General features: G+C 65.6%; 17 protein-coding genes and 2 pseudogenes. 8 read left to right on the top strand and 11 right to left on the bottom strand.

Going from position 1 to position 22,387, the window contains the following annotated elements:
• Positions 1-141: 141 nt before the first annotated feature.
• From argE to mscL, 3 genes are all read left to right on the top strand, one after another.
• Complete coding sequence (gene argE / locus OKW45_RS23230; protein WP_429471382.1) at positions 142-1,383, top strand: acetylornithine deacetylase; 1,242 nt, start codon at positions 142-144, stop codon at positions 1,381-1,383.
• Positions 1,384-1,472: 89 nt separating this feature from the next.
• On the top strand, positions 1,473-2,507 hold the full coding sequence (locus tag OKW45_RS23235; protein WP_018418092.1) for a threonine/serine dehydratase family protein: 1,035 nt from the start codon (positions 1,473-1,475) through the stop codon (positions 2,505-2,507).
• Between the two features lie 99 nt (positions 2,508-2,606).
• Positions 2,607-3,053, top strand: coding sequence for a large conductance mechanosensitive channel protein MscL (gene mscL, locus OKW45_RS23240; protein WP_018418093.1), 447 nt, complete (start codon positions 2,607-2,609; stop codon positions 3,051-3,053).
• 123 nt (positions 3,054-3,176) lie between these two features.
• Here mscL and OKW45_RS23245 read toward each other — a convergent pair whose 3' ends face one another.
• From OKW45_RS23245 to OKW45_RS23260, 4 genes and pseudogenes are all read right to left on the bottom strand, one after another.
• Complete coding sequence (locus OKW45_RS23245) at positions 3,177-5,150, bottom strand: hybrid sensor histidine kinase/response regulator (protein WP_429471384.1); 1,974 nt, start codon at positions 5,148-5,150, stop codon at positions 3,177-3,179.
• A 59-nt stretch (positions 5,151-5,209) separates the two neighbouring features.
• Positions 5,210-5,565 (bottom strand): annotated as a pseudogene (locus tag OKW45_RS23250) (response regulator).
• A gap of 80 nt (positions 5,566-5,645) precedes the next feature.
• Positions 5,646-7,256: a sensor histidine kinase gene (locus tag OKW45_RS23255; RefSeq protein WP_429471386.1), complete on the bottom strand. Its 1,611-nt coding sequence runs from the start codon at positions 7,254-7,256 to the stop codon at positions 5,646-5,648.
• Positions 7,253-7,528: a hypothetical protein gene (locus tag OKW45_RS23260; RefSeq protein WP_429471388.1), complete on the bottom strand. Its 276-nt coding sequence runs from the start codon at positions 7,526-7,528 to the stop codon at positions 7,253-7,255. Before OKW45_RS23260 ends, OKW45_RS23255 begins: the two co-directional genes overlap by 4 nt.
• 113 nt (positions 7,529-7,641) lie before the next feature.
• Here OKW45_RS23260 and OKW45_RS23265 point away from each other — a divergent pair, with 113 nt between their 5' ends.
• Entirely contained in the window at positions 7,642-8,133 is a 492-nt protein-coding gene (locus tag OKW45_RS23265) for a hypothetical protein (RefSeq protein WP_018418096.1), read from the top strand.
• 229 nt (positions 8,134-8,362) lie between these two features.
• On the opposite strand, the gene OKW45_RS23270 is transcribed toward OKW45_RS23265, so the two are convergent.
• Positions 8,363-10,846, bottom strand: coding sequence for an AsmA family protein (locus OKW45_RS23270; RefSeq protein ID WP_429471390.1), 2,484 nt, complete (start codon positions 10,844-10,846; stop codon positions 8,363-8,365).
• Between the two features lie 170 nt (positions 10,847-11,016).
• Between OKW45_RS23270 and OKW45_RS23275 the strand changes: the two genes are divergently transcribed.
• Together OKW45_RS23275 and OKW45_RS23280 are read left to right on the top strand one after the other, a co-directional pair.
• Positions 11,017-11,757 (top strand): ABC transporter ATP-binding protein, encoded by a 741-nt coding sequence (locus OKW45_RS23275; RefSeq protein ID WP_429471392.1) that lies wholly within the window; start codon positions 11,017-11,019, stop codon positions 11,755-11,757.
• Complete coding sequence (locus tag OKW45_RS23280; protein ID WP_018418100.1) at positions 11,754-12,560, top strand: ABC transporter permease; 807 nt, start codon at positions 11,754-11,756, stop codon at positions 12,558-12,560. Before OKW45_RS23275 ends, OKW45_RS23280 begins: the two co-directional genes overlap by 4 nt.
• Positions 12,561-12,616: 56 nt before the next feature.
• On the opposite strand, the gene OKW45_RS23285 is transcribed toward OKW45_RS23280, so the two are convergent.
• Together OKW45_RS23285 and OKW45_RS23290 are read right to left on the bottom strand one after the other, a co-directional pair.
• Positions 12,617-13,165 (bottom strand): DUF6013 family protein, encoded by a 549-nt coding sequence (locus OKW45_RS23285; RefSeq protein ID WP_018418101.1) that lies wholly within the window; start codon positions 13,163-13,165, stop codon positions 12,617-12,619.
• A 233-nt stretch (positions 13,166-13,398) separates the two neighbouring features.
• Complete coding sequence (locus OKW45_RS23290) at positions 13,399-14,415, bottom strand: zinc-binding alcohol dehydrogenase family protein (protein ID WP_429471394.1); 1,017 nt, start codon at positions 14,413-14,415, stop codon at positions 13,399-13,401.
• Positions 14,416-14,526: 111 nt separating this feature from the next.
• Between OKW45_RS23290 and OKW45_RS23295 the strand changes: the two genes are divergently transcribed.
• Complete coding sequence (locus tag OKW45_RS23295) at positions 14,527-15,495, top strand: LysR family transcriptional regulator (RefSeq protein ID WP_429471395.1); 969 nt, start codon at positions 14,527-14,529, stop codon at positions 15,493-15,495.
• A gap of 22 nt (positions 15,496-15,517) precedes the next feature.
• Here the strand turns inward: OKW45_RS23295 and OKW45_RS23300 are convergent, their stop codons facing one another.
• From OKW45_RS23300 to OKW45_RS23315, 4 genes and pseudogenes are all read right to left on the bottom strand, one after another.
• Positions 15,518-15,820, bottom strand: a complete 303-nt coding sequence (locus OKW45_RS23300; RefSeq protein ID WP_018418104.1) for a hypothetical protein — start codon at positions 15,818-15,820, stop codon at positions 15,518-15,520.
• Between the two features lie 87 nt (positions 15,821-15,907).
• Positions 15,908-18,726 (bottom strand): annotated as a pseudogene (ligD, locus tag OKW45_RS23305) (DNA ligase D).
• Positions 18,727-18,774: 48 nt separating this feature from the next.
• Entirely contained in the window at positions 18,775-19,785 is a 1,011-nt protein-coding gene (gene ku / locus OKW45_RS23310) for a non-homologous end joining protein Ku (RefSeq protein WP_429471397.1), read from the bottom strand.
• 201 nt (positions 19,786-19,986) lie between these two features.
• Entirely contained in the window at positions 19,987-21,222 is a 1,236-nt protein-coding gene (locus OKW45_RS23315) for a cytochrome P450 (protein ID WP_429471398.1), read from the bottom strand.
• Positions 21,223-21,504: 282 nt separating this feature from the next.
• Here OKW45_RS23315 and serB point away from each other — a divergent pair, with 282 nt between their 5' ends.
• A complete protein-coding gene (serB, locus tag OKW45_RS23320; RefSeq protein WP_429471400.1) occupies positions 21,505-22,344 on the top strand; it encodes a phosphoserine phosphatase SerB in 840 nt (279 codons plus the stop codon).
• The last annotated feature ends 43 nt before the right edge of the window (positions 22,345-22,387 follow it).

Raw genomic sequence — 22,387 nt, forward strand, 5'->3', positions numbered from 1 at the left:
AAAGCGCACAAAACGGGGGGATGTCCCCCGTTTTTTGCATCGATGCTGCGCTGCGCCAACGCGAGCCCGGCTTTTTGGACATCCTTGCGAAAATGCCAATTTGGGATATGATCGATAGACACAAAACGCTGGAGTCTTGTCATGTCTCACGTCGCTGAAACAGCGCAATCGTTGCAGTCGTCCGCCTCCTCCGCCTCCTCCGCCTCCCCCGCTTCTCCGATATCTCTGCCCTGGGTCACCCGTCTCGTGTCGATGGACACGGTGAGCCGCAATCCAAACCTTGGCCTGATCGAAACCGTGCGCGACGAGCTGCGCGCGGTCGGTATCGAAGCAACGCTGACGCATGGCAAGGGCGGCAAATGGGCGAACCTGTTCGCGACCATTCCCGCGCACGACGGCGAAACGAACGGCGGCGTCGTGCTGTCGGGCCACACCGACGTCGTCCCGGTGGACGGCCAGCAATGGGACAGCGATCCGTTCAAGCCGGAGATTCGCGGTGACAAGCTCTATGGCCGCGGCACCTGCGACATGAAGGGCTTCATCGGCACGGCGCTCGCGCTCGTGCCGGACATGCAGCGCACGAAGCTCGCGAAGCCGATCCACTTCGCGCTGTCGTTCGACGAGGAAGTGGGCTGCGTCGGCGCGCCGCTTCTGATCGCCGATCTGATGAAGCGCGGCGTGAAGCCGGACGGCTGCATCGTCGGCGAGCCGACCAGCATGCGCCCGATCATCGCGCACAAGGGCATCAACGCGTATCAGTGTTGCGTACGCGGCCAGGCCGCGCATTCGTCGCTGACGCCGAAGGGCTTGAACGCGATCGAGTACGCGGCTCGCCTGATCTGCTACATCCGCGACATGGCCGACCAGTTCCGCGCGCAAGGCCCCTTCGACGAACTGTACGACGTGCCGTTCAGCACCGCGCAGACCAGCACGATCACGGGCGGCAACGCAATCAACACGGTGCCGGCCGAATGCCAGTTCCAGTTCGAGTTCCGCAATCTGCCGACGCTCGATCCCGAGCAGATCTTCGCGCGCATCGACAGCTACGCGCGCGAAACGCTGCTGCCGAAAATGCTGCGCGAGCATTCGTCGGCCGCGATCGAGATCACGAAGATCGCCGCGGCGCCCGGACTCGATTCGTCTGAACAGGCCGCGATCACGCAGCTCGTACGCGCGCTGACGGCCGACCAGGACAAGCGCAAGGTCGCATACGGTACCGAGGCCGGCCTGTTTTCGAACGCGGGGATTCCGAGCATCGTCTGCGGCCCCGGCGACATCCAGCAGGCGCATAAGGCGAACGAATTCGTCGAGCTCGAGCAGCTCGTCGCGTGCGAGCGCTTCTTGCGCAAGTTCATCCACAGCATGTCGGTCGAGGTCGCTTAGCCCGTTTCGTTGCAGCGGCGCGCAGCCGCAGTGAACCTGCGCGCCGAGCCATCGGTCTCAGCGACATCGACGACTCCGGAGCGACCGCCATGTCCAGCGCCATGCAGCAGCACACGGATCACACGATCGACGGTGAGCCGATCCCCACGCTCGACGACATCGCCGCGCAGCACTTCGCGTTGACGCCGTGGGTCGCGCGCACGCCGGTGTTCGACCGGCTCGAGTTCTCGTCGCTGCGCGGCACAGTCGTCAATTTCAAGTTCGAGCTGCTGCAGGCGGGCGGCAGCTTCAAGGCACGCGGCGCCTTCACGAACCTGCTCGCGCTCGACGACGCGCAGAAGAGCGCGGGTGTCACCTGCGTGTCGGGCGGCAATCACGCGGTGGCGGTCGCCTATGCGGCGATGCGGCTCGGCGTCAGCGCTAAGGTCGTGCTGTTCAGCGCGGCAAATCCGGCCCGCGTCGCGTTGTGCCGCGAGTACGGCGCCGACATCGTCTATGCGGAAGATCTGGCCGAAGCGTTCGAACTGGTGCGCCGCGTCGAGGCCGAGGAAGGCCGCTATTTCGTGCATCCGTTCAACGGCTATCGCACGGTGCTCGGCTCGGCGACGCTCGGTTACGAATGGGCCACGCAAACGCCCGACCTCGAAGCGGTGATCGTGCCGATCGGCGGCGGCGGACTCGCGGCCGGGGTCTCCACCGCGCTGCGGCTCGCGAATCCGAACATGCACGTGTACGGCGTCGAACCCGAAGGCTCGGACGTGATGAGCAAGAGTTTTGCCGCCAACCATACGGTCAGAATGGGCCATATGCACAGCATCGCCGATTCGCTGATGTCGCCGCATACCGAGCAATACAGCTACGAGCTGTGCCGCCGCCATGTGGATCGGATCGTCACCGTGTCCGACGACCAGTTGCGCGAGGCGATGCTGATCCTGTTCAATCAGCTGAAGCTCGCGGTCGAGCCGGCTTGCGCGGCCGCCACGGCCGCACTGCTCGGACCGCTGCGCGAACAGTTGCAGGGCAAACGCGTGGGCGTACTGCTGTGCGGCGCCAATATCGACCCAGTCAGTTTTGCCGCGCATCTGGAGCGCGCGCGCCATAGCGAGTCACAGTTTCCTCATTAGCGACGCGCAGCAAATGCGCTTGTCGCCTTGCGGCTAAAGCACTAGCCTATCCGCTTCAGGTTGGTATGATTCGGCTATTCATATCAGGGAGGTGTACGTATGAGCATGATCCAGGAATTTAAAGAATTTGCCCTCAAAGGCAATGTGATGGATCTGGCGGTCGGTGTGATTATCGGCGGCGCGTTTTCCACCATTGTCAATTCCGTGGTTAAAGACCTGATCATGCCGGTTGTCGGGGTCGCTACTGGCGGCCTCGATTTCTCCAATCTGTTCGTTCGCCTGGGCCATATTCCGGCCACTTACAAAGGCAACCCCGAATCATATAAAGACCTGCAGACGGCTGGCGTGGCGGTGTTCGGTTACGGTTCGTTCATTACCGCGACGATCAACTTCCTCATTCTCGCGTTCATCATCTTTCTGATGGTCAAATTCATCAACAAACTGCGCAAGGAGCCGCAACCTGCACCGGCGGAGCCGCCGCCGACGCCGGAAGACGTGCTGCTGCTGCGCGATATCCGCGATTCGCTGAAGAACCAGCAGCGTTAATCGTCGAATCAAGCTCGGGTTGGACGGCCTGAGCCAGTGAAATCAAAAGGCCTGTTGCGATCGGCGTCGCAACAGGCCTTTGTATTTTCACGCTGCTTTCAGCGCGCTGCCCTTTATCGAACCTTACTCATCCTTTCGCCACTTCAACTGCGCGGCGTTTTCGATCATCGCTTCGAGCTGGCCGAAATTGACCGGCTTCGTCAAATGCGATGTAAAGCCCGCGCTCAAACAGCGGCGCACGTCCTCGTCGGTGCCGAAGCCGGTCAGCGCGACGGCTGGCACGTCGGAATGTTCGCGAAACGCCATGACGAAATCAAGACCGGTGCCATCGGGCAATCCGACATCGCTGACAACCAGATCGAACCTGTGCAACTGCGTCGCCGCAAGCGCATCGTCGACGCGCCCGACCACCGTCACCTGATGACCCAAGCCGCGCATCAATTGGGCCATCACGTCGGCGGTGTCGGCATGGTCCTCGATCAGCAGCACGGACAGCGAACTCGCCGGCTGCGCGCTGCTCGGCACGATGACCGGCGGCGCGGTGGCCGGCGCGGCGGCGGTCGGCAGCGTGATCGTGAAGGTCGCGCCGCAATGCGGACCGGGACTCTGCGCGGTCACAGTGCCGCCGTGCGCGTCCGTCAAAGCCTTCGTGATCGCGAGACCGAGACCCAGGCCGCCGAACTGCCGCGTCATGCTTTGGTCGCCCTGCTCGAACGCATTGAACAGCTTGCCGATCTGCTCCGGCTCGATGCCGATGCCGGTGTCTTCAACCGAGATCTGCACCTGCATGCGTTCGTCGCGTGTGCGTACATAGATATGGCCGCCGTCCGGCGTGAACTTCGCGGCATTGCGAATCAGGTTCCACAGCATCTGTTGCAGCCGCGCGCGATCGGCGAGAACGTAGTGATGCGTCGCGTGCTTCTCGACATGCACGTCCTGCTGCTTGACCTGGATTTCGCTGCGAAAGAGTTCGAGCACGCTGTCGATCACGTCGTGTACGTCGACGGTCTCCAGCGACAGCCGCAGCTTGCCGTTCGCGACGCGCGTCAGATCGAGCAGATCGTCGATCAGCCGCGCCTCCAGTTCGACGTTGCGGCGGATCATGCGCACGCTCGCACGCGCCTGCTCCGGCAGTTCCGGGATCGTCTCGAGCACGCTCGCTCCCGCGAGCACCGGCGTGAGCGGGGTGCGCAATTCGTGCGACAGCATCGCGAGAAAACGGTCCTTCGCGCGATTCGCTTCTTCGGCGGCCTGGCGCGCGGCCTGCTCGGACTCGAGCAGTCGCTCGCGCTCCTCGATCGCCTCGCGCTGCGAGTGGATGTCGGTGCAGCTACCGAACCATTTGCTGACGTTGCCATTGGCATCGCGCATCGCGACCACGCGCACGTCGAACCAGCGGTACTCGCCGTCGTGGCGGCGAATCCGCATCTCGTGCCGATAGTCGCCGCTGCGGCCCGCGACGGCCTTGAGCCAGCTTTGCCGGATCTGCTCGCTATCGTCGCGATGCACGGCCTCGAGCCACGCGAGACCATGCGAGCCATGTTCGGGCAAGCCGGTGTAGTCGTACCACTGCTTCGACAGGAAGTCGCAATCGCCGGCCGCGTCGCAGGTCAGCACGAGATGCGGCAACGTCTCCGACAGCGTGCGGTAATGCAGCTCGCGATCGCGCAGCAGTAGCGCTTCGTCGGACGCGCGTTGCAGCCGCACCTGAGACAACACGCGCTCCACGGCCTCTGGCAGATAGTCGAGATAGTCGCCGGACTTCGGCACCACGTCGGACACGCCCGCGCGCAGCGCTTCGATCACACGCGACTCGTCGGTGAAGCCGGTCACGAGGATCGCCGGAATGCGCACGCCCTCCGCGCGCAGACGCCGGAAGAAATCGAGCCCGGTCTCCGGCCCGCGCAGCTGATAATCGAGCACGAGCAGATCGGGGCCGCCGCTCGCGACCCGCTCGCGGGCCGTCTCGACGCCGGCGCAGATCGTCACCCGGCAGCCGGCGCGTTCGAGCGACTTGCGCGCGAGCCGCAAGATGCCCTCGTCGTCATCGACGACGAGCACATAGGCGGCGTGCGGCGTGGACACTTCTTCGATCATGCAGGTGCTCTCCGGCTCGGTACGGTGCTCATCTTGTCATGAACGGCTTTCGGACAGCTTCAGGGCGGCGCGAGCCGATGCCCCGGCGGCAGTTTGACCACTTGCAGGAAAAAACCGAGAGGCGCACGGCCTCGGTGAACGCATCGTATTCGACCGGCTTGCAGAGATAGACGTTGCAACCGAGTTCGTAGCAGCGCGCGATTTCGCGCGGTTCCTCGGTCGTGGTCAGCACGATCATGGGCACGGCGGCGGTCTCGGGGGCATCCTTCAAACGTCGCAACACCTCGAAGCCGTCGACGCGCGGCATCTTCAGATCGAGCAGCACGACGAAATTCGCCAGATTCCGCTCGACGAGCGTCGCGTGGCCGTCGTCGTCTTCGATCACAACGATGCTGACCGCTTGCGCGTAATTCATAGGCTCTCCGTGCCAACGATTGGTCATCCATGCCGCCGGGAGGATGGCAGCGGCAGTGCCCGCGCCGGCATGCGCGGCGCTCAGAGGCGCGCCGGCTGCTCGGGCAGCACCACGAAAAAGGTCGATCCGGCGCCTTCGGCCGATTCGACCCAGACGCGCCCGCCGTGCCGCTCGACCGCGCGCCGCACCACCGCGAGGCCGATCCCCTCGCCGCGTGCGACGTCCCCGTGCAGACGCTGGAACGCGCGAAACACCTTCGACCGATACACGGCCGGAATACCGAGCCCATTATCGCGGACGTAATAGGTGCGCATACGGACCACGCGCGGCTCGCTTTCGTCGACGGGTTCTGGCGCGAGCGCGCCGACCTCGATGCGCCCGCGACGCGCCGGATCGAGGAAAGTCAGCGCATTGCCGATCAGGTTGCCGAAGATCTGCTCGACCGCCGCCGGATCGCCCCATGCGGGCGGCAGCTCGCGCACCGTGACGCTCGCGGCGCGCCGGTCGATCGTGCCTTGCAGCCCATCGACGACTCGCGCCACCGCGCGCCCGACGCTGACCCGCTGCCACTGGTATTCGAGCCGTCCCGCGCGCAAGATGCGCAACAGCGCGTCGATGATCGCCGCCGCGCGCGCGACCGCGGTGCGCAAATAGTGCAACGACTCGCGCACGTCGCCATCGAGGATCTGCGTCATGCGCCGTGCTTCGTTCTCCGGCAGACGAGCCTGTCCGACGAGCACGTCGAGCTCGTCGCACGACACGTGCAGCTCTTTCGAAAACCCCTGCAGATTGACGAGCGGCGAGCGCAGATCGTGCGACACGCTGTAGATGAACATCTCGTTGTCCTGCGTTTCCTGGCGCAATTCCTCATTGACGGCCGCCAGTTCGCGCGCGCGTGCTTCGAGTTCCGTCTTCAGCGCCTCCTGCCCGGCTTCCGCCTCGCGCAGACGCGCATCGGTCTGATGCAACACCGTGTCGAGCGCGGCGATTTCGTCGCTGCCCGACAACGGCGCCGCGAGCGGCCGGCCGCTGCCGAGCCGCTCGGCGTTATCGGTCAGCACTTCGAGGCGTTGGCCGATGCCGCGCACGAACACGAAAGCGGTGACCGCCCAAATCAACATCGAGCCGAACACCGCGGCGATCAGCGCGCGCTGCTGAAGCTCGCGCCGCTCGCCGAGCGCGCTCGAGCGCTCGACGTCGAGCTCCGACGCCGCCGCGCCGAACTGGGCCAATTCGTCGCGGAACACGGCGATCTGCTCCGGCAACTCGCCGGTTTCGAGCGCGATATAGGGGCGTAGACTGCGCTTCTCGTGCAACGCCTGCGAGATCGCGACACTCTGTTCGCGATACGCGTCGATCGCGCGCCGCATGCTGCGCACGCGCTCGGCCTGGGCCGGCGTTTCAGCGACGAGCGCATCGAGCTTCGCGAGCCGGTCATTCAGGTCGACCCACACCGCATGGCGGTCGATCAGCGAGGCGCTGCCCGTCACCATCGCCGTGCGCACGCGCGCGGCCTGACGCAGCAGCGGATCGGCGATGGCCGACGACTCGTAGAGGATCTGCTTGCTGTTGTCGACCCATCGCGCGGCCTGCGCGGTCCGCTGCTGGGTATCGAAGACGACCCCGAGCAGCGCGAGTTCGACCACGCTCGGTATCGCGATCAGCAGCAGACCTTTGGTGAATAGTTTCATGGTTCCGTCAGGGCGTTCAGGCTGTGGTTCAGGCTGTCACTCGAACGGCTGGGCTCGCGCGCACCCCTCGCGCCCTGCAAGGCGGGCGCCGCGCGGCTGGACGGGCCATTATCGACGTGAATCGGAGATATTTCAACGACGCGCCAGCAAGCGCTCGACCACACAAAAATGACTTTTTTATTGGGATGGGATGTTTTTTCCGCGCCGCCTGCGTCTATGATGGAGACAAGGTGTGCTGGGATGCGAATGCGCGCGGCGAGGCGGTTCGGCATGATTCGTGCGGGAGGCGGTGGGGCGATGCGGTAGCGTCGAATCATCGTGAATCCGGCCTTGTCGTATGCTATAAAAGATCGACGTGCGGCGCGCGAAAGCCGGGAGTGGTCGCATGAAGACGCAGCGATTCTTGCAATTCTTTTTCAGGCGAATTTTTATGTCCTTCCCGAAAAAGCGTAGACGCGCGAAGGTGGACGGCGACGAGTCGTTCCTCGCGGTTCTGCGGCATTTCAAGCCGTTCGGTCAACTCGACACCAAGATTGCGCGGGCTCGCGCGCAGGACGAACCGGTGCTCTATGCACACGTGCTGCCCGGACTCGACGTGCTTCTATGCAGTGTGCGCGGCGCACAGCCGCCCTACCCCGCACCAGCCGAATTGCGGCGGCGCTGCATCGAATCCATTACCAACGCGTTGGAGCAGCCGCTCGATGGTCTCGAGAACGGCGGCTACTGGTACGAGGCCGACGGCTTCGGCTTCCTCGTGTTCGCGAGCCGTGCGCGCGGCAAGATTCTGACGGAGTTCGGCGCGACACGAATCGGTACCCGCCGCGGCGTGCGTCGCCAGGATGCGTCGGGCGATGCCACACCGCGCTCGCTCAGATAGGCCGATCAGATGCCCTGAAGTTCAGGGCTGCTGATGGGTCTCTCAGTCGTCATTCATCCGCAGTTTCGACAGCTGATGTCGTCACGCGTCTCTGGCGTCTTCGTCAGAGCGGCGCTACTTTCATCGACGCGCTCGCGTGCGGACGGCACGCTGATCAGCCACAGAAAGACCAGGCACAGGCCACCGCCGAGGCTCCAGCTCACCCAGTCCGCAGGCCAACCCAACAACATCAGCTGCCCTTGTATTCAGCCGCGCTCGCCGGCGACGGCGTCGCTGGCTTACGATCCACCGCGGCTGGCGACGACGCGCCGCCCGAAGACTTGTTGACCGGCGCTCCTTCGAGTGACATCGGCGCCTTCGGCTGTTGCTTGACGCCCGGCGGCGGCGCCTTCGGCATCTGCCGCACTTGCGCGAGCAATTGCGCGCACGGCAGCGGCTTGTTGTTGCTCGGCGCAAGCAGCGGGATCAGCGCCGCGAACGGATTGATCAGCCCGAGCCCGACCACCGCGCCGCCGCGCAACGCGAGCGCGGCCGCATTGACGCCGACGTGCGGATCCTTGAAGGTGCCCTTCACGTACAGCGGCGAGCGCAGCGAAAAGACCCGGAAGCCCTTCGTATGCGGATGCACGCCGAGGTCCATCGTTTCGTCGCGCAGATTCACGTGACCGTCGATGTTGATCACCGCGTCGTCGGTATCGAGCGCGAACACGCGCGCTTCGAGCACGCCATCGGTTGCGACGAAGTCGGTGGCCGCGCAGTTGATCTTCACGTCGCGCGCGCCGAACAGCTTTTCATAGACGACGTTCGCGACATTGAGCCCGGCCGCCTCCATCAGCAGACGGCTCACGGTGCCTTCGGTCACGAGCGCCTTCAACTCGCCGTTCGATGTCGCCGCGAGCGCCGCCGGCGAATTACCGGTCGCGGACAGCGACGCATCGCCGTTGATCTCGCCGAGCGCGTTCTGCATTGTCTTGAAGGTCGGGAACAATTGCTTCAGCTTGATATGCCGCGCCGACATCGCGAAGCGGCCCTTCAGCGGCGCCGCGCTGCCATCGAGATGAATGTCCGACGCGAGCGAGCCGCCCGCGACGCCGAACTTCAGCGGCACGAGCGACAGCACGCCGTCGGTCATCACGACGTGCGTGTACAGATCCGTGATCGGCAGGTTCGAGTTCTTGATGATGCGCCGGCCGGTGAACTTGACGTCGGCGTCGATCGCCTTCCAGCGGTCGGTGCGGAACTCCTCGACCGGCAGTGCGCGGTTGCTCGGCTGCGCGGCCGCGTCGCCGCGCCTCGCCTTGCTCGCGTTCGAATCGGCGCCGATCACCGGCGCGAGATCCGAGAACTGCAACAGATGCGACTCGATTTCGCCCTGCAGCAGCGGACGTGGCTCGCGCCCGGTATAGGTCAACGAACCGTTCAGATCGCTGCCGCCGACCCGGCCTGTAAAGTTCTCATACGTGAACACGTTGCCGCTCGCTTTGAACTGACCGATCAGATGGCCCTCGGTCGCGTACGGCGGGGTCTCGGGCAAGGTCACGCCGGTCAACGAATACAGGCGCGCCATGCTGTTGCCCTGCAGCCAGAGACGCAGATCGAGCGCCGCGAGATGCGCCGGATCGGTGACCGTGCCGACGAAGGCGATATGCAGATCGCCGGCTTTGACATCGGCTTGCACCGGGAACGGCCGGTTCGCGTCTTGCAGCGCGAGCACGCCGCCGAGCTTGCCGCTGCCCGACACCGGCGTGCGGTTGTAGGTGCCCTTGACGGTCCAGCCGATCGCATAAAGCGGCGTCGCGCGCCTGGCGCCAGGTGCGGTGCCGCTCGCCCCCGAGACAGCCGCGGCCGGGCTGGCGCTCCCGCTGGTGGTTTCGGCTGGGGCGGCGGCGCCGCTCGTCGCGAGCACGCCGGAACTCGCGGCCACGCCCGACGTCGCGGACGCGCCCGATGCGCCCGATGCCTGCGCTGCCGCTTCATAAGCCGCCGCAGCGGAAGCCGCCTTCGCCTCCGAGGCCGCCTGCGCCTCGGCCTGGGCGGCGAGCTTGCTCGCGCCCGCGCGGCCGACCGCCTGAGCCGACGCGCTGCGCGAGGCCGCTTCCTGCTGCTTCAGCGCGTCGCCGATCGGGATCGGCTGCCCGAGCGTATCGACGACCATCTGCACCTCGACCTTCTTCTGCTGATCCGACAGCGCGATGTTGCCCTTCGCGAACGCGATGTCGTGCAGATCGAGCTTCCACTCGGTGGGTCCGCTCGACGACGGCAACTTGAAGGTCCAGTTATTGCGCCCGTCGACAAGGCGTTCCAGATCGACCGACGGATTCACGAGGTTGATCGCCGGAATCACGATGTCGTGCGCGAGCAGCGGCAGCACCTCGACCTCGAAGTCGATTTCGTCGAGCGTCGCGAACTGCGGCTGTTTGGTCCAGTCGGGATTGCCGATCGCGATGTTGGCCGCCGAAAAGCGCGGCCAGGGCACCCAGCCGCGCCAGCCGGTTTCGCCGACCGCATGACGCCAGCCCACCTTCAGGTCGCCGTTGATCGCGAACGGCCGGCCGATCGCCTGGCTGACCTTGTCGTCGATGTAAGGCCGCGCGCGGTTCCAGTCGAAGGTCAGGATGAAGATGACGAGCGCGAAGATCAGGATCACGAGCGCCGCCAGCAGCCATGCAAGGATTTTTCCGACCCGTCGTCCGGTGCCGCTCGACACTGCCATTGAAAAGCTCCGCGTGTTGTTCTGCGTTGTGCACGGTGCAGCAGTTATCGTGCCTGGCGCGCGAGCGTGAATCGCCGCGTCGGTCGTGCGCTGTTGCGCCTCGTCGTTTTATCATGGCGCACGCTTTGTCGACAGTCCCACCGGCACACCCTCCCCACGACGTTCCAACCATGACCGATGTTCCCTTCGTCCTCGCCGACGGCATCGTGCGGCGCGATGCGCAGCGCGGCCAGACGCTGTTGCAGCCGACCACCTTCGCCCTGCGCGCCGGCGAGCGCGTCGCGATTACCGGACCGTCCGGCTCCGGCAAGAGCGTGTTTCTGCGCGCGCTCGCGCTGCTCGATCCGGTCGATGCAGGGCGCATCCTGTGGCATGGCGCGCCGCTCGAGCGTGTGCGGATTCCGCGCTACCGGCGCGCAATCGCGTATATCCGGCAGCGGCCCGCGCTGATCGACGGCAGCGTCGAAGACAATCTGCGCTATCCGTTTGAGCTGCGGGCATATCGCGACGCGCGCTTCGATCGCGCGCGCGCGGCCCGGCTCGCGATGCAGGCCGGCCGCGGCGAGGACTTTCTCGGCAAGCGCGCAAGCGAATTATCGGGTGGCGAAGCGCAGATCGCCGCGCTGATCCGCGTGCTGCAACTCGCGCCCGAAGTGCTGTTGCTCGACGAGCCGACCGCATCGCTCGACCCGGCGTCGTCGCGCGCGATCGAAGCGCTCGTGCAGGCGTGGTTCGATGCCGCGCCGGGCGCTCACGCATCGATGTGGGTGTCGCATGATCTCGAGCAGGCAACACGCATGAGCGAACGGCATCTGACGATGCGCGCCGGCGTACTGGCAGAACACACTCCCGTGCGGCGCGATGCGGACCAACGCGCTCCCGCGGACCAGCGTCGGGAGCCCCGCCAATGAGCCTGCAGAATCTGAGCTTGTGGGACGTCGCGATCGCGACGCTGCTGATCGTCGTGAATGGCGCGGTGTCCGTCGCGCTGAAGCTCGATCTCGAGCGCAAGCTCGCATGGGCGGCGGTGCGCACCGTGGTCCAGTTGCTCGCGATCGGCTATGTGCTCGGCTGGGTGTTCAGTTTCGCTCGCTGGTACGTCGTGCTGCCGCTGATGATCGTGATGACGCTGATCGCCGGTTTCGCCGGCGCGCAGCGCGGCAGCCGCACCTATGCCGGACAACGCGCCGACAGCGTGCTGTCGATCTGGCTCAGCTCGTGGCTCGTGGCCGCGGTGGGACTGTTTGTCGTGATCCGCATCCATCCGTGGTACGCGCCGCAATATGCGATTCCGATTCTCGGCATGATCCTCGGCAACACGCTGACCGGTGTATCGCTCGGCATCGAGCGGATGACCGAGGAGCTGACCGCGCGGCGCGACCGCGTCGACATGGCGCTCGCGCTCGGCGCGACACGCTGGGAGGCCGCCCAGGCGCCGGCGCGCCAGGCGGTGCGCGCGGGCATGATGCCGACGTTGAACCAGATGGCGGTGGTCGGCGTCGTCAGTTTGCCGGGCATGATGACCGGTCAGGTGCTGGCCGGGCAGTCGCCCTTGCAGGCGGTGCGCTATCAGATCGTCATCATGTTCCTGATCGCGGCGGCGTCGGCGCTGGGGACGGTGGGCGCGGTGCTGCTCACGTACCGGCGGCTCTTTTCGGCCGAGCATCAGTTCTTGCCGACGCGGCTCGTCGAGCGTGAGGCACGCAAAGGATGACACGCTAGCGCGTGCCACGGCCGCGCACGCGGACATCATGCCGCGCGCTCGAACCTTCACCGCTTCGCGGTGACGGCGATCTCCGTGCCGTCGGTCAGCGTCAGCGTTTTCGTCGTGCCGTTGACCGGCATCGTGAAACGCACGATCTGACTCACGCGCATATCGTTCGGACACTTGAGCGTCTTGCCGCCGCTCGTCACGGTTTTCACGCCATGCGGCGTCTGCGCCTGGAAGCTCAGCTGTACGGCCGCGGTGCCGTCGCTCGACACCACCGGCGCGAAGCGGATCTGCGTCTGGCGGATCATCGCGCCATTCTCGTCGACCGGCAGCGACGCATAGTCCGGGCATGCGTCCGAGCCGGGCACCGGACCGCCGGGCGGCACGGTCTTCCACGTGAAGTCGTCCGATTCGCCCGAGCGGATCGTGCGGGTCTCCTGGGAATTGCCGAACTGTTTGGACGTGACGCGAACGGTGTAGCGGATCGGACCATCGAGCGCGGCCTTGTTGGTCACCGTGATCGGCGTGGCTGCGCGAGCAGCCGGCACAAGCGCGCAGGCGAGAGAAGCGACAACGGAAACGGCGGAGAGTTTGAAGCTGAAGCTCATACTGTCACCTCCTTGTTGTGCCGCTGCGCGCTCGCGTCGACGCGACTGCCTGCGCACTGTTCACGCACTGCCGAGGGCCGGCCGGTTCATACCGGCTTGCCTCGCCGCAAGACACGCAACCGTTTTGGCATGCTGCGTCGTCAGTCTAACGCCAAGCGCGCTGCCGCGCGTGTCGTGTCGGCTCGGGTGTTAACCCGCTTGCGGCGACGCGCTTTCTGCGCGTCGATTTCATCTCAGAAGCCGGTCAGCACCAGCTTGCCGATCGCGCGTCCTGCTTCGAGCAACCCATGCGCGCGACGCAGATTCTCCGCGTTGATGCGGCCGAGGTCCTGGCCGAGCGTCGTGCGCAACGTACCCGCATCGACGAGCCGCGCGACCTCGGTCAGCAGCTTGTGCTGCTCGATCATGTCGGTCGTGCCGAACATCGAGCGGGTGAACATGAACTCCCAGTGAAACGCGGCGCTCTTCGCCTTCAGCAATTCGACGGGCACGGCGGCGCTGTTCTCGACGATCGTGCAGACGCCGCCTTGCGGCTTGATCAGTTGCGCGGCGGCCGGGAAATTACGGTCGGTGTCGTTGAAGATCAGCACGTAGTCGACCTGCTCGATGCCGATCTCCTTCATCTGCGCGGGCACATCGCCGAAATGATCGACGACGTTATCCGCGCCGAACTCCCGTGCCCATTTCGCCGATTCGGGCCGCGACGCGGTCGCGATCACCTGCAGCTTGCCAAGCTGCTTCGCGAGCTGGATGCCGATCGAGCCGACCCCGCCCGCGCCGCCGAAAATCAGCACCGTCCGGCCTGCGTCGGCGCCCTGAGGCGATACGCCGAGGCGATCGAACAATGCTTCCCACGCAGTGATCGCGGTCAGTGGCAGCGCGGCTGCGTGCGTGAAATCGAGCGACGCCGGCTTGTGCCCGACGATCCGTTCGTCCACCAGATGAAACTCGCTGTTGGCCCCCGGCCGCGTAATGCTGCCCGCATAGAACACCGGATCGCCGACCTTGAACAGCGTGACCTCGGGCCCGGCCGCGACGACGGTGCCTGCCGCATCCCAGCCGAGCACGCGCGGCGTCTTCTCGAGCGTGTCTTTCGGCGCGCGCACCTTGGTGTCGACCGGGTTCACGGAAATGGCTTCGACCTTGACCAGCAGATCGCGGCCGGTCGCTTCGGGTTTCGGCATCTCGACGTCGACGAGCGCTTCGGCGTGATCGATCGGCAGATAACGGTAGAGTCCGACGGCTTTCATGGCTGCTCCTTGGGGGTTCGGTTGATGTGACGCATGACTCGTATCGTACGATGATTCTTATTCTGATAAAACAGGCATAATCGCTGAAACATTTTTTGGTTTTTCAGAATAATGGACGATTCAAGCCGGGCCGGCCGGTCCGTGCCCAACGAACGCGAACGGCTCGATCTGCTCGACGTCGCGTTGTTCGTGCGTGCCGCGCTGCTCGCCAACGTGTCGGCGGCCGGGCGCGAGTTCGGATTGTCGGCGGCGGTCGCGAGCGCGCGGATCGCACAACTCGAAAAGATCCTCGGCGCGCGTTTGTTGCATCGGACCACGCGCCGCATCAGCCTCACCCAGGACGGTGAAGTGTTCATGACGCGCGCCGAGGCGCTGCTCGACGCGGCCGCCGCGGCGCGCGCATCGGTCGGCCGCGCGCAGGCCGCACCGCAGGGACGGCTGCGCGTGTCGATGCCGTCGTCGTTCGGGCGTCAGCATGTGTCGCCGGTGATCAGCGAGTTTCTGCGCCGCTATCCGGGTGTCAGCGTCGATCTGCGCCTGACCGATCAGGTGGTCGATCTGGTCGACGCGGGAATCGATGTCGCGATTCGCGTCGGCGTGCTGAAGGATTCGTCGCTGGTCGCGCGGCGGCTCGCGGTCAACCGCCGCGTGCTGTGCGCGGCCCCCGCCTATCTGGCCGCGCGCGGCACGCCGCATCATCCGTCGGATCTCGCGCGGCACGAGTGCATCATCCTGTCGGAGCAGTGCGACTGGCGCTTCGTGACGCCCGCCGGTCCGCTCGACGTGCGCGTGAGTGGCCGCCTCGTCACCGACAACGGCGAGGTGATTCGCGATGCGCTGCTCGCGGGCTTCGGCATCGCGCTGAAATCGACGTGGGACGTGGCGCCCCATCTGCGCAGCGGCAAACTCGTCAGCGTGCTCGACAGCTATCCTCTCGCGGACGACGTCGCGATCTGGGCCGTCTACCCAAGCCGCGCGTTCGTGCCGCCGAAGACGCTCGCCTTCATCGACTTCGTCGCCGCGCATTTTGGCGATCCGCCGTATTGGGATCGCGAGCCGGTTGGCCTGGCGGGCGCGTAGGCGCGATGCCCGCTACGCCGCGTCAGCGCTTGCCGCCCTTTGCGCCGCCCTGCTTGCGGTCCGAGTTCACATCGGCATGCGCGTCGTTCTGCGTGCGTTGCTGATACTCGCCGCCGCCGCGGCGGTCGGTATCCTGCTGCCCATGCTCGATGTCGTCATGCGCCTGCTTGCCGACATGGCGCGGCTCGTCCTCGTGCTGCGACTCGGGATGCTGGTCGGCTTCATGCGGCAGCGGCGCCGCAGCTTCCTGCAACGACTTCGGATCCTTGTTCGCGTGCGGGTCGGCTTGCGGGTCGCCATCGGTCGATTGCGGCAGGGTCTTCATTGCATCGCTCCTTCGCGAAGCGCGTTCGCGCGCAAAGTACGCGCGGCGCATTCGCGCGTTGGATTCAGCTCCCCGGACGAGCGCTCGTCACGCGACGCCCAGACGTTTTTTCATCGCCGCCGTGATGCGCTGACGCGTCTTTGCGTAGTCGGCCCATGGGTCGCTTCCGAGGCCGTCCACGCGCTCGTGGATGTTGCGGATGCCCCATTGATCGCCGCTCGTCGTGCTCTCCAGTTCGTCCCACGCGAGCGGCACCGACACCCCGAGCCCCGGCCGCGCGCGCGCGCCGAGAATGCGGCCACCGTGCTCGAGCCACGGTTGTTGCGCAGATAGTCGATGAAAATCTTTTTCTTGCGATTCTGCGCGCCCATCTTCGCGCTGAAGTACTGCGGCAGCGTCGTCGCCATGTGCTGCGCGACCGCCTGCGAGAAATCCTTCACTTCGTCCCAGCCGGCCTGCTTCGCGAGCGGCACGACCACGTGCAAGCCCTTGCCGCCGCTCGTCTTGCAGAACGACTTCAGGCCCAGTTCGTCGAGCAGCGAGCGGGTCAGTTGCGCGGCCTCGACCATGCGTTCCCAGCCGAGCGACGGGTCCGGGTCGAGATCGAACACCATGCGATCGGGCTTTTCGATATTCGACGCGACCGCATTCCACGTATGAAATTCGACGGTGCCCATCTGCGCGGCGCCGACCAGCGCGGCGAGCGTGTCGATCGTGATCAGCGGAGGATGGCCCGGATCGAGTCCCTCGTGCTGCGTGACGTGCGGAATCGACAGCTTCTGGCTGTGCTTCTGGAAGAACAGCTCACCGCCGATATCCTCGGGCGCGCGCACCAGCGCGACGGGCCGCTCGCGCAGATGAGGCAGCATCCATTCGGCGATTGATTCGTAGTACTGCACCAGTTCGAGCTTGCTTGCGCCGCTGCTCTTGTCGATCACGCGATCGGGATGCGAGATGCGCACACCGGCGATTTCGCTCTGTGCACGCGAGCGTGTTGCCGTGGTTCGGGCGGGCGCGCTTTCCTTGGCGGCGGGCCTGGCGGCACTGGCGGCCTTGCTGGTTGCGCGCTTTTTCGGCGCGCCTGTTTGCGCCGTATCGGCGGTGGCGGTTTCGGTTTGCTGTTGCACGTCGGCTCCTTGTCGGGCGGTTTCCCTGACGATCTGGCGCGCCGGCTTGTCGTCGCGCAGGCTGACGAACGACGCCTGGCGCACGATGCCGTCGCCCGTCCATTCGGCGAAGTTGCATTCGGCAACGAGCACCGGCTCGACCCAATGCACGGGCGTGCGGCTGCGCTCGCGCGGCTCGCTCGCGAATGGCATGCGCTCGCTCGCGTGCGCGTCGAGCGCCTGTTTGACCGAGCGCAGCAGCGCCGCGTCGAAGCCCGTGCCGACGCGGCCCGCGTACTGCAGCCGGCCGTCGGCGTCGTAGACGCCGAGCAGCAGCGCGCCGAACGCCGCGCGGCTGCCGCCCGGCTCCGAATAGCCGCCGATCACGAACTCCTGGCGGCGCCGGCACTTCAGCTTGATCCACGACGGCGAGCGGCCCGACACATAGCTGCTGTCGCGCCGCTTGCCGATGATGCCTTCGAGCGCCATGTCGCACGCGCTCTTGAGCAACTCGTCGGCGCTGAACGCGAAGTCGTTCGAAAAGCGCAGCACGCAATCATCGACGCCTTCGAGCAGCGCCCGCAAAATCGCGCGGCGCTGTTCGAGCGGCACGTCACGCAGGTCGTAGCCGTTCAGAAACGGCAGATCGAACAGATAGATCACGATGTCCTGCGGGCGATGCGCATCGAACGCGTTTTGCAGCAACTGGAAGTTGGGTACGTCGCGTTCATCGAGCACGACCGCTTCGCCGTCGAGCCACGCGCTTTGCACGTCGAGTCCCGCGAACGCCTCGATCTGCTTGCTGAACTTTGCGGTCCAGTCGTTGCCATTGCGCGTGAGAATGCTGACGACGCCGCCCTTCGCCTTCGACGCATGGTCGATGCGCGCGAGCACGCGGTAGCCGTCGAACTTGATTTCGTAGAGCCAGTCATCGCCTGGCGGCGCGCTGTCGACGAGCGTCGCCAGCTCCGGCTTCAGGCTCGCGGGCAAGGCGGCTTTGACCGCGCCTTCGATCGATGGCGATGCGGCGAGTTCGCGTAGCGACTGCGTGCTGCGCGTCGCGACGATGTCGGGGCGTTTGGGATCGGCTGCGCGGCGCAAGGATGCGGATTTCGCCGGCTTGCCCGCGCTCGTGGCCTTGCCGTTGCGCGAGGTTTTCGTCTCCGCTTTCGATTGCTTCGTTTTCCTGCCTTTCGAAGCTCCGTCGGCCAGCACGCTGCCCGGCAGCTTCTTCAGCACGTCGTAGTCGCTTTCGTCGCGCGCTTCCTCGTCGCGCTCCTTGATCAGCAGCCATTGCTCCTTGTCGCCGCTGCCGCGCATGTGGCTCCGTACGAGCGTCCACCCGCCATGCAGCTTCTCGCCGTGCAGATGAAACTTGAGCTTGCCGGCCGCGTACGACCGCGCGGCTTCGGCCGCGCCGCCCGCCGGCTCCCACGTGCCGCGATCCCACACGATCACGGTACCCGCGCCGTAGTTGCCGGGCGGAATCTCGCCCTCGAAGGTACCGTATTCGACCGGATGATCCTCGACGTGCACCGCGAGCCGCTTGACCGACGGGTCGAGGCTCGGCCCCTTCGGAACCGCCCACGACAGCAGCGCGCCGTTCAGTTCGAGCCGGAAGTCGTAGTGCAGACGCCGCGCGTCGTGCTCCTGGATCACGTAGGAGAGCGTATCGGGCGCGGCACGCGTCGCGCGCTTGCCGGTCTTGCTCGCGGCGCGCTTGCGGGTCGTCGCGCCGGCCGGCTCCGGCGTATCCTCGAAGCGGCGCTTGCGATGATAGTGCTCGAGTCGGTCGTTCATGGCGATGACTCCGGTGCGTTTGGTGCGCCAGGCGGCTCGGCCGCCCGCTCAGGCCGCCGCGCGCCGTTTGCGGGACGTTGCGGTGGTTTTCGACGTCGCGCGCCCGCTGCCGCCGCTACCGCTGCGACTGCGCGTCGTGCTTGCCGCGCGCGGCTTTTTGCGCGCGGGCGCGGCCGCCTCTTCATCGGACTCGGCCTCGCTATCGCTCTGATCCTCGTCCTCGTCGGCGGCGCGCTTGCGGCCTGTGGCGGCCTGCTTGCCCTTGCCGCGGCCAAGACTGCGGCGCAGCAGATCGGACAGGTCGAGAATGTCGGCGGACTTGCGCGACTCGTGCGGCGTTTCGACCTCGACGACCTCCTCGGTCTTGCCCGCCTTGATCTTGCGCTCGACGAGCGCCATGATGTCGTCGCGAAAAGTATCGTGATACTTCATCGGGTCCCACGTCTCGCTCATGTCGTCGATCAGCTTTTTCGCCATGTCGAGTTCTTTCGCCGACACGCCGGCGGCCTTCATGCCTTCGGGCGGCACGTTGAATTCGTCGAAATTGCGCACCTCGTCGGCCCAGCGCAGTGTGTTCAGCGCAAGCATCGGACCGAGCGGAATCAGCGCCGCCAGATGCTGCTTGTTGTGCAGCACGACACTCGCGACGCCGATCTTGCCCGACGCCGTCATCGCCTCGCGCAATAGCGCATAGACCTTTTCACCCTTGCGGTCGGGCGTCAGGAAATACGGCGTATCGAGATAGAGAAACGAGATGTCGGGGGCGTCGACGAACGCGAGGATGTCGACCGTCTGCGTCGACTCGGGGTTCGCCGAGCGGATTTCGTCGTCCGACAGGACGACGAAGCGATCCTTCTCGTACTCGAAGCCGCGCACGATGTTGTCGCGGGTCACGTCCTTGCCGGTACGCTTGTTGAACTGCTTGTAACCGATCGGGTCGATCGTGCGCTTGTCGAGCAGATTGAAGCCGACCTTCTCCGACTGCGTCGCCGGATAAAGCTGCACCGGTACGTGGACGAGCCCGAAACTGATTGCGCCCTTCCAGATCATGTGTGCCATCGCGCGCTCCCCTGTCCCATGGCCCTGAGATATCACGCGAAGCAGCAAGCGTGCCCGCATTTCGGCGCGCTCGACACTGCTGCCACGGGCAAAGCAGGAGCGGGTCGAACCAGCGGCGTGCTGTCATGGGGTTGTAAGTCTTGCGACGAGGCGGCAAAACCTACGGCATTCGTGGTGTGCGCAGTCCACGCGGCGCCCGCATCAAGGCTCGAGCAGGACCGGTACCGACGCAAACCCGCGAAACCGCACGCGACCGCCCCGCGTCGGCTCACCATCGACGCGATACGCCGGGAAGCGCTGCACGAAGCGCCCGATCGCAATCCGCGCCTCCAGCCGCGCCAGCGACAGACCCGCGCACTGATGAATCCCGAACCCGAACGCGAGATGCCGGTTCAGGTCGCGGTGGATATCGAAGCGGTCTGGCTCGGCAAACTGCTCGGGATCGCGATTGGCCGCGCCGATGCACAGCGTGACCGGTGTGCCGCGCGCGAGCGCGACGCCGCCGATCTCGGTATCGACGGTGGCCATGCGATTGCCGAGCTGGTTCGAACTCTCGAAGCGCAAGCACTCCTCGACCGCGGTGCCGATCAACTCCGGCTCGCGCAGCAGCGCGGCACGCTCGTCAGGCCACTCGCTCAGCGTGAGGAGCCCGTTGCCGATCAGGTTGGTGGTCGTTTCGTGCCCGGCGTTCAGGATGAAAATGCAGTTCTGCAGCAGTTCGGCTTCAGATAGCTGCTCGTCCGGCCCCTCTCCCTGGATCAGCCGCGTCAGCACGTCGTGCTGCGGATCGCCCGGCTCGCGGCGGCGTCGTGCGACGAGGCCGCGCAGATAGTCGACGAATTCGCTGACCGCGCGATTGCCGCGCTCGAACTGCGCGTCGGTCAGCGACGGCTCGAGCGCGCCCAGTATCGCGAGCGACCAGTCGCGCAGCGGCGCGCGTTCATCGTGGGGCACGTCGAGCAGATTGCCGATGACCTCGACCGGAATCGCCGACGCGAATTCGCCGATCAGATCGATGCGTCCGCGCTGCGCGGCCGCATCGAGCAGGCCGTCGACGAGCCGGATCACCGCGGGCTCCATCGCCGCGATCGCGCGCGCGGTCAGCGCGCCGGCGATCAGCTTGCGCACACGCGTATGGCGCGGTGGATCGTTGAACACGAGACTCGTGGTGTGATGCGCGTAGAGGAGAGAGTCGCCGTATTTCGGGCGGAACTCGACGGTCTTGTCGGAGCTGAAGGTCTTGGGGTCGCGGTAGACCGCCTGCACGTCGCGAAAGCGCGTCAGGAACAGCGAGCCGTCGGGCATGCGCCGGATTGGCTCATAGCTGCGCAGTGCGTGATAGACCGGATAGGGATCGGCGTAGAACGCCGGGTTCGGATGACGCAGATCGAAGTCGCGGGCAAGGGAGGATGCCTCGCTGGCGGTTGCCGGGGTCATGCGTTGCCTCCGTGGGGCGTCTTGTTGCGCCCGTGTGGGGTGGTGGGTTCGTGTGACCGTATTCATTCGGTCTGTTCCCGTTACGGCGATGCGCCGAACGCCGGCTTGAGCCAACGCGACGACTGCATCACATGATTCGATGCGCCAGTATGAATCGCACGCCGCCAGAGCGCACGGCAAGTCCGGCACGGCCGCCTGCGACGGGCCAATGCACATAACCGATACAATAGCGGGATTTTCCGCGCGCCACGCGCCTCTTTCTTTCCGCGCCACCGGTCGTCCATGAACCTCGTCATTCAAAGCGTCGTCCCCCTTTCCGCCGACCACCACAAAACGCTCGTCGCGCTCGCACGCGGCTCGCACGCCGCCGTCATCGATGAGCACGCGATTCGCATCGCCGACGCGAACCTCGCGCAACGCGCCGACGTCGAAGCGTATTGCTATGCGCATCAACTCGACTACGCGTTTGTCGAAGCCGGCCGCCAGTTGAGCGACTTCGGCCTCGTCGCAATGGACATGGATTCGACGCTGATCACGATCGAGTGCGTCGACGAAATCGCCGATTTCTGCGGGCTCAAAGCCGAAGTCGCGGCGATCACCGAGGCTGCGATGCGCGGCGAGATCAAGGACTTCAACGAGAGCCTGATTCGTCGGGTCGCGCTGCTGAAAGGGCTCGACGCCAGCGCGCTCGAGCGCGTGTACGAGGAGCGGCTGCGGTTGTCGCCGGGCGCCGAACGCATGCTGGCCGGCGCGAAACAGGCGGGCCTGAAAACGCTGCTCGTGTCGGGCGGCTTCACGTTCTTCACCGCGAAGCTCAAGGCGCGCCTTGGGCTCGATTTCACGCGCGCGAACACGCTTGAAATCATCGACGGCAAGCTGACCGGTAATGTGATGGGCGAGATCGTCAATGCCGACGTGAAAGCGCGCATGCTGCGCGAAACCTGCGCGACGCTCGGCATCGAACCGTCGCGCGCAATTGCGATAGGCGACGGCTCGAACGACCTGAAAATGATGGCCGAAGCCGGACTCTCCGTTGCATTCCGGGCGAAGCCGGTGGTGCGGGAAGCAGCCAGCGTGTCGTTCAATTTCGTTGGACTGGACGGTTTGCTGCGGTTGGTTTGAGGCTGGCGCTTGAGCGATCCGTTATCGCTCGCGTCGGCACAAC

This window comes from Paraburkholderia lebeckiae (assembly GCF_050436225.1).
GTDB classification, from domain to species: Bacteria; Pseudomonadota; Gammaproteobacteria; order Burkholderiales; family Burkholderiaceae; genus Paraburkholderia; species Paraburkholderia tuberum.

Coding starts and splice junctions, on each gene's coding strand:
- OKW45_RS23275 (WP_429471392.1), top strand. CDS start 11,017: ATGACCGATGTTCCCTTCGTCCTCGCCGACGGCATCGTGCGGCGCGAT.
- OKW45_RS23255 (WP_429471386.1), bottom strand. CDS start 7,256: ATGAAACTATTCACCAAAGGTCTGCTGCTGATCGCGATACCGAGCGTG.
- OKW45_RS23280 (WP_018418100.1), top strand. CDS start 11,754: ATGAGCCTGCAGAATCTGAGCTTGTGGGACGTCGCGATCGCGACGCTG.
- OKW45_RS23265 (WP_018418096.1), top strand. CDS start 7,642: ATGAAGACGCAGCGATTCTTGCAATTCTTTTTCAGGCGAATTTTTATG.
- OKW45_RS23270 (WP_429471390.1), bottom strand. CDS start 10,846: ATGGCAGTGTCGAGCGGCACCGGACGACGGGTCGGAAAAATCCTTGCA.
- OKW45_RS23260 (WP_429471388.1), bottom strand. CDS start 7,528: ATGCCGAACCGCCTCGCCGCGCGCATTCGCATCCCAGCACACCTTGTC.
- OKW45_RS23300 (WP_018418104.1), bottom strand. CDS start 15,820: ATGAAGACCCTGCCGCAATCGACCGATGGCGACCCGCAAGCCGACCCG.
- mscL (WP_018418093.1), top strand. CDS start 2,607: ATGAGCATGATCCAGGAATTTAAAGAATTTGCCCTCAAAGGCAATGTG.
- OKW45_RS23295 (WP_429471395.1), top strand. CDS start 14,527: ATGGACGATTCAAGCCGGGCCGGCCGGTCCGTGCCCAACGAACGCGAA.
- OKW45_RS23290 (WP_429471394.1), bottom strand. CDS start 14,415: ATGAAAGCCGTCGGACTCTACCGTTATCTGCCGATCGATCACGCCGAA.
- OKW45_RS23315 (WP_429471398.1), bottom strand. CDS start 21,222: ATGACCCCGGCAACCGCCAGCGAGGCATCCTCCCTTGCCCGCGACTTC.
- OKW45_RS23285 (WP_018418101.1), bottom strand. CDS start 13,165: ATGAGCTTCAGCTTCAAACTCTCCGCCGTTTCCGTTGTCGCTTCTCTC.
- serB (WP_429471400.1), top strand. CDS start 21,505: ATGAACCTCGTCATTCAAAGCGTCGTCCCCCTTTCCGCCGACCACCAC.
- ku (WP_429471397.1), bottom strand. CDS start 19,785: ATGGCACACATGATCTGGAAGGGCGCAATCAGTTTCGGGCTCGTCCAC.
- argE (WP_429471382.1), top strand. CDS start 142: ATGTCTCACGTCGCTGAAACAGCGCAATCGTTGCAGTCGTCCGCCTCC.
- OKW45_RS23245 (WP_429471384.1), bottom strand. CDS start 5,150: ATGATCGAAGAAGTGTCCACGCCGCACGCCGCCTATGTGCTCGTCGTC.
- OKW45_RS23235 (WP_018418092.1), top strand. CDS start 1,473: ATGTCCAGCGCCATGCAGCAGCACACGGATCACACGATCGACGGTGAG.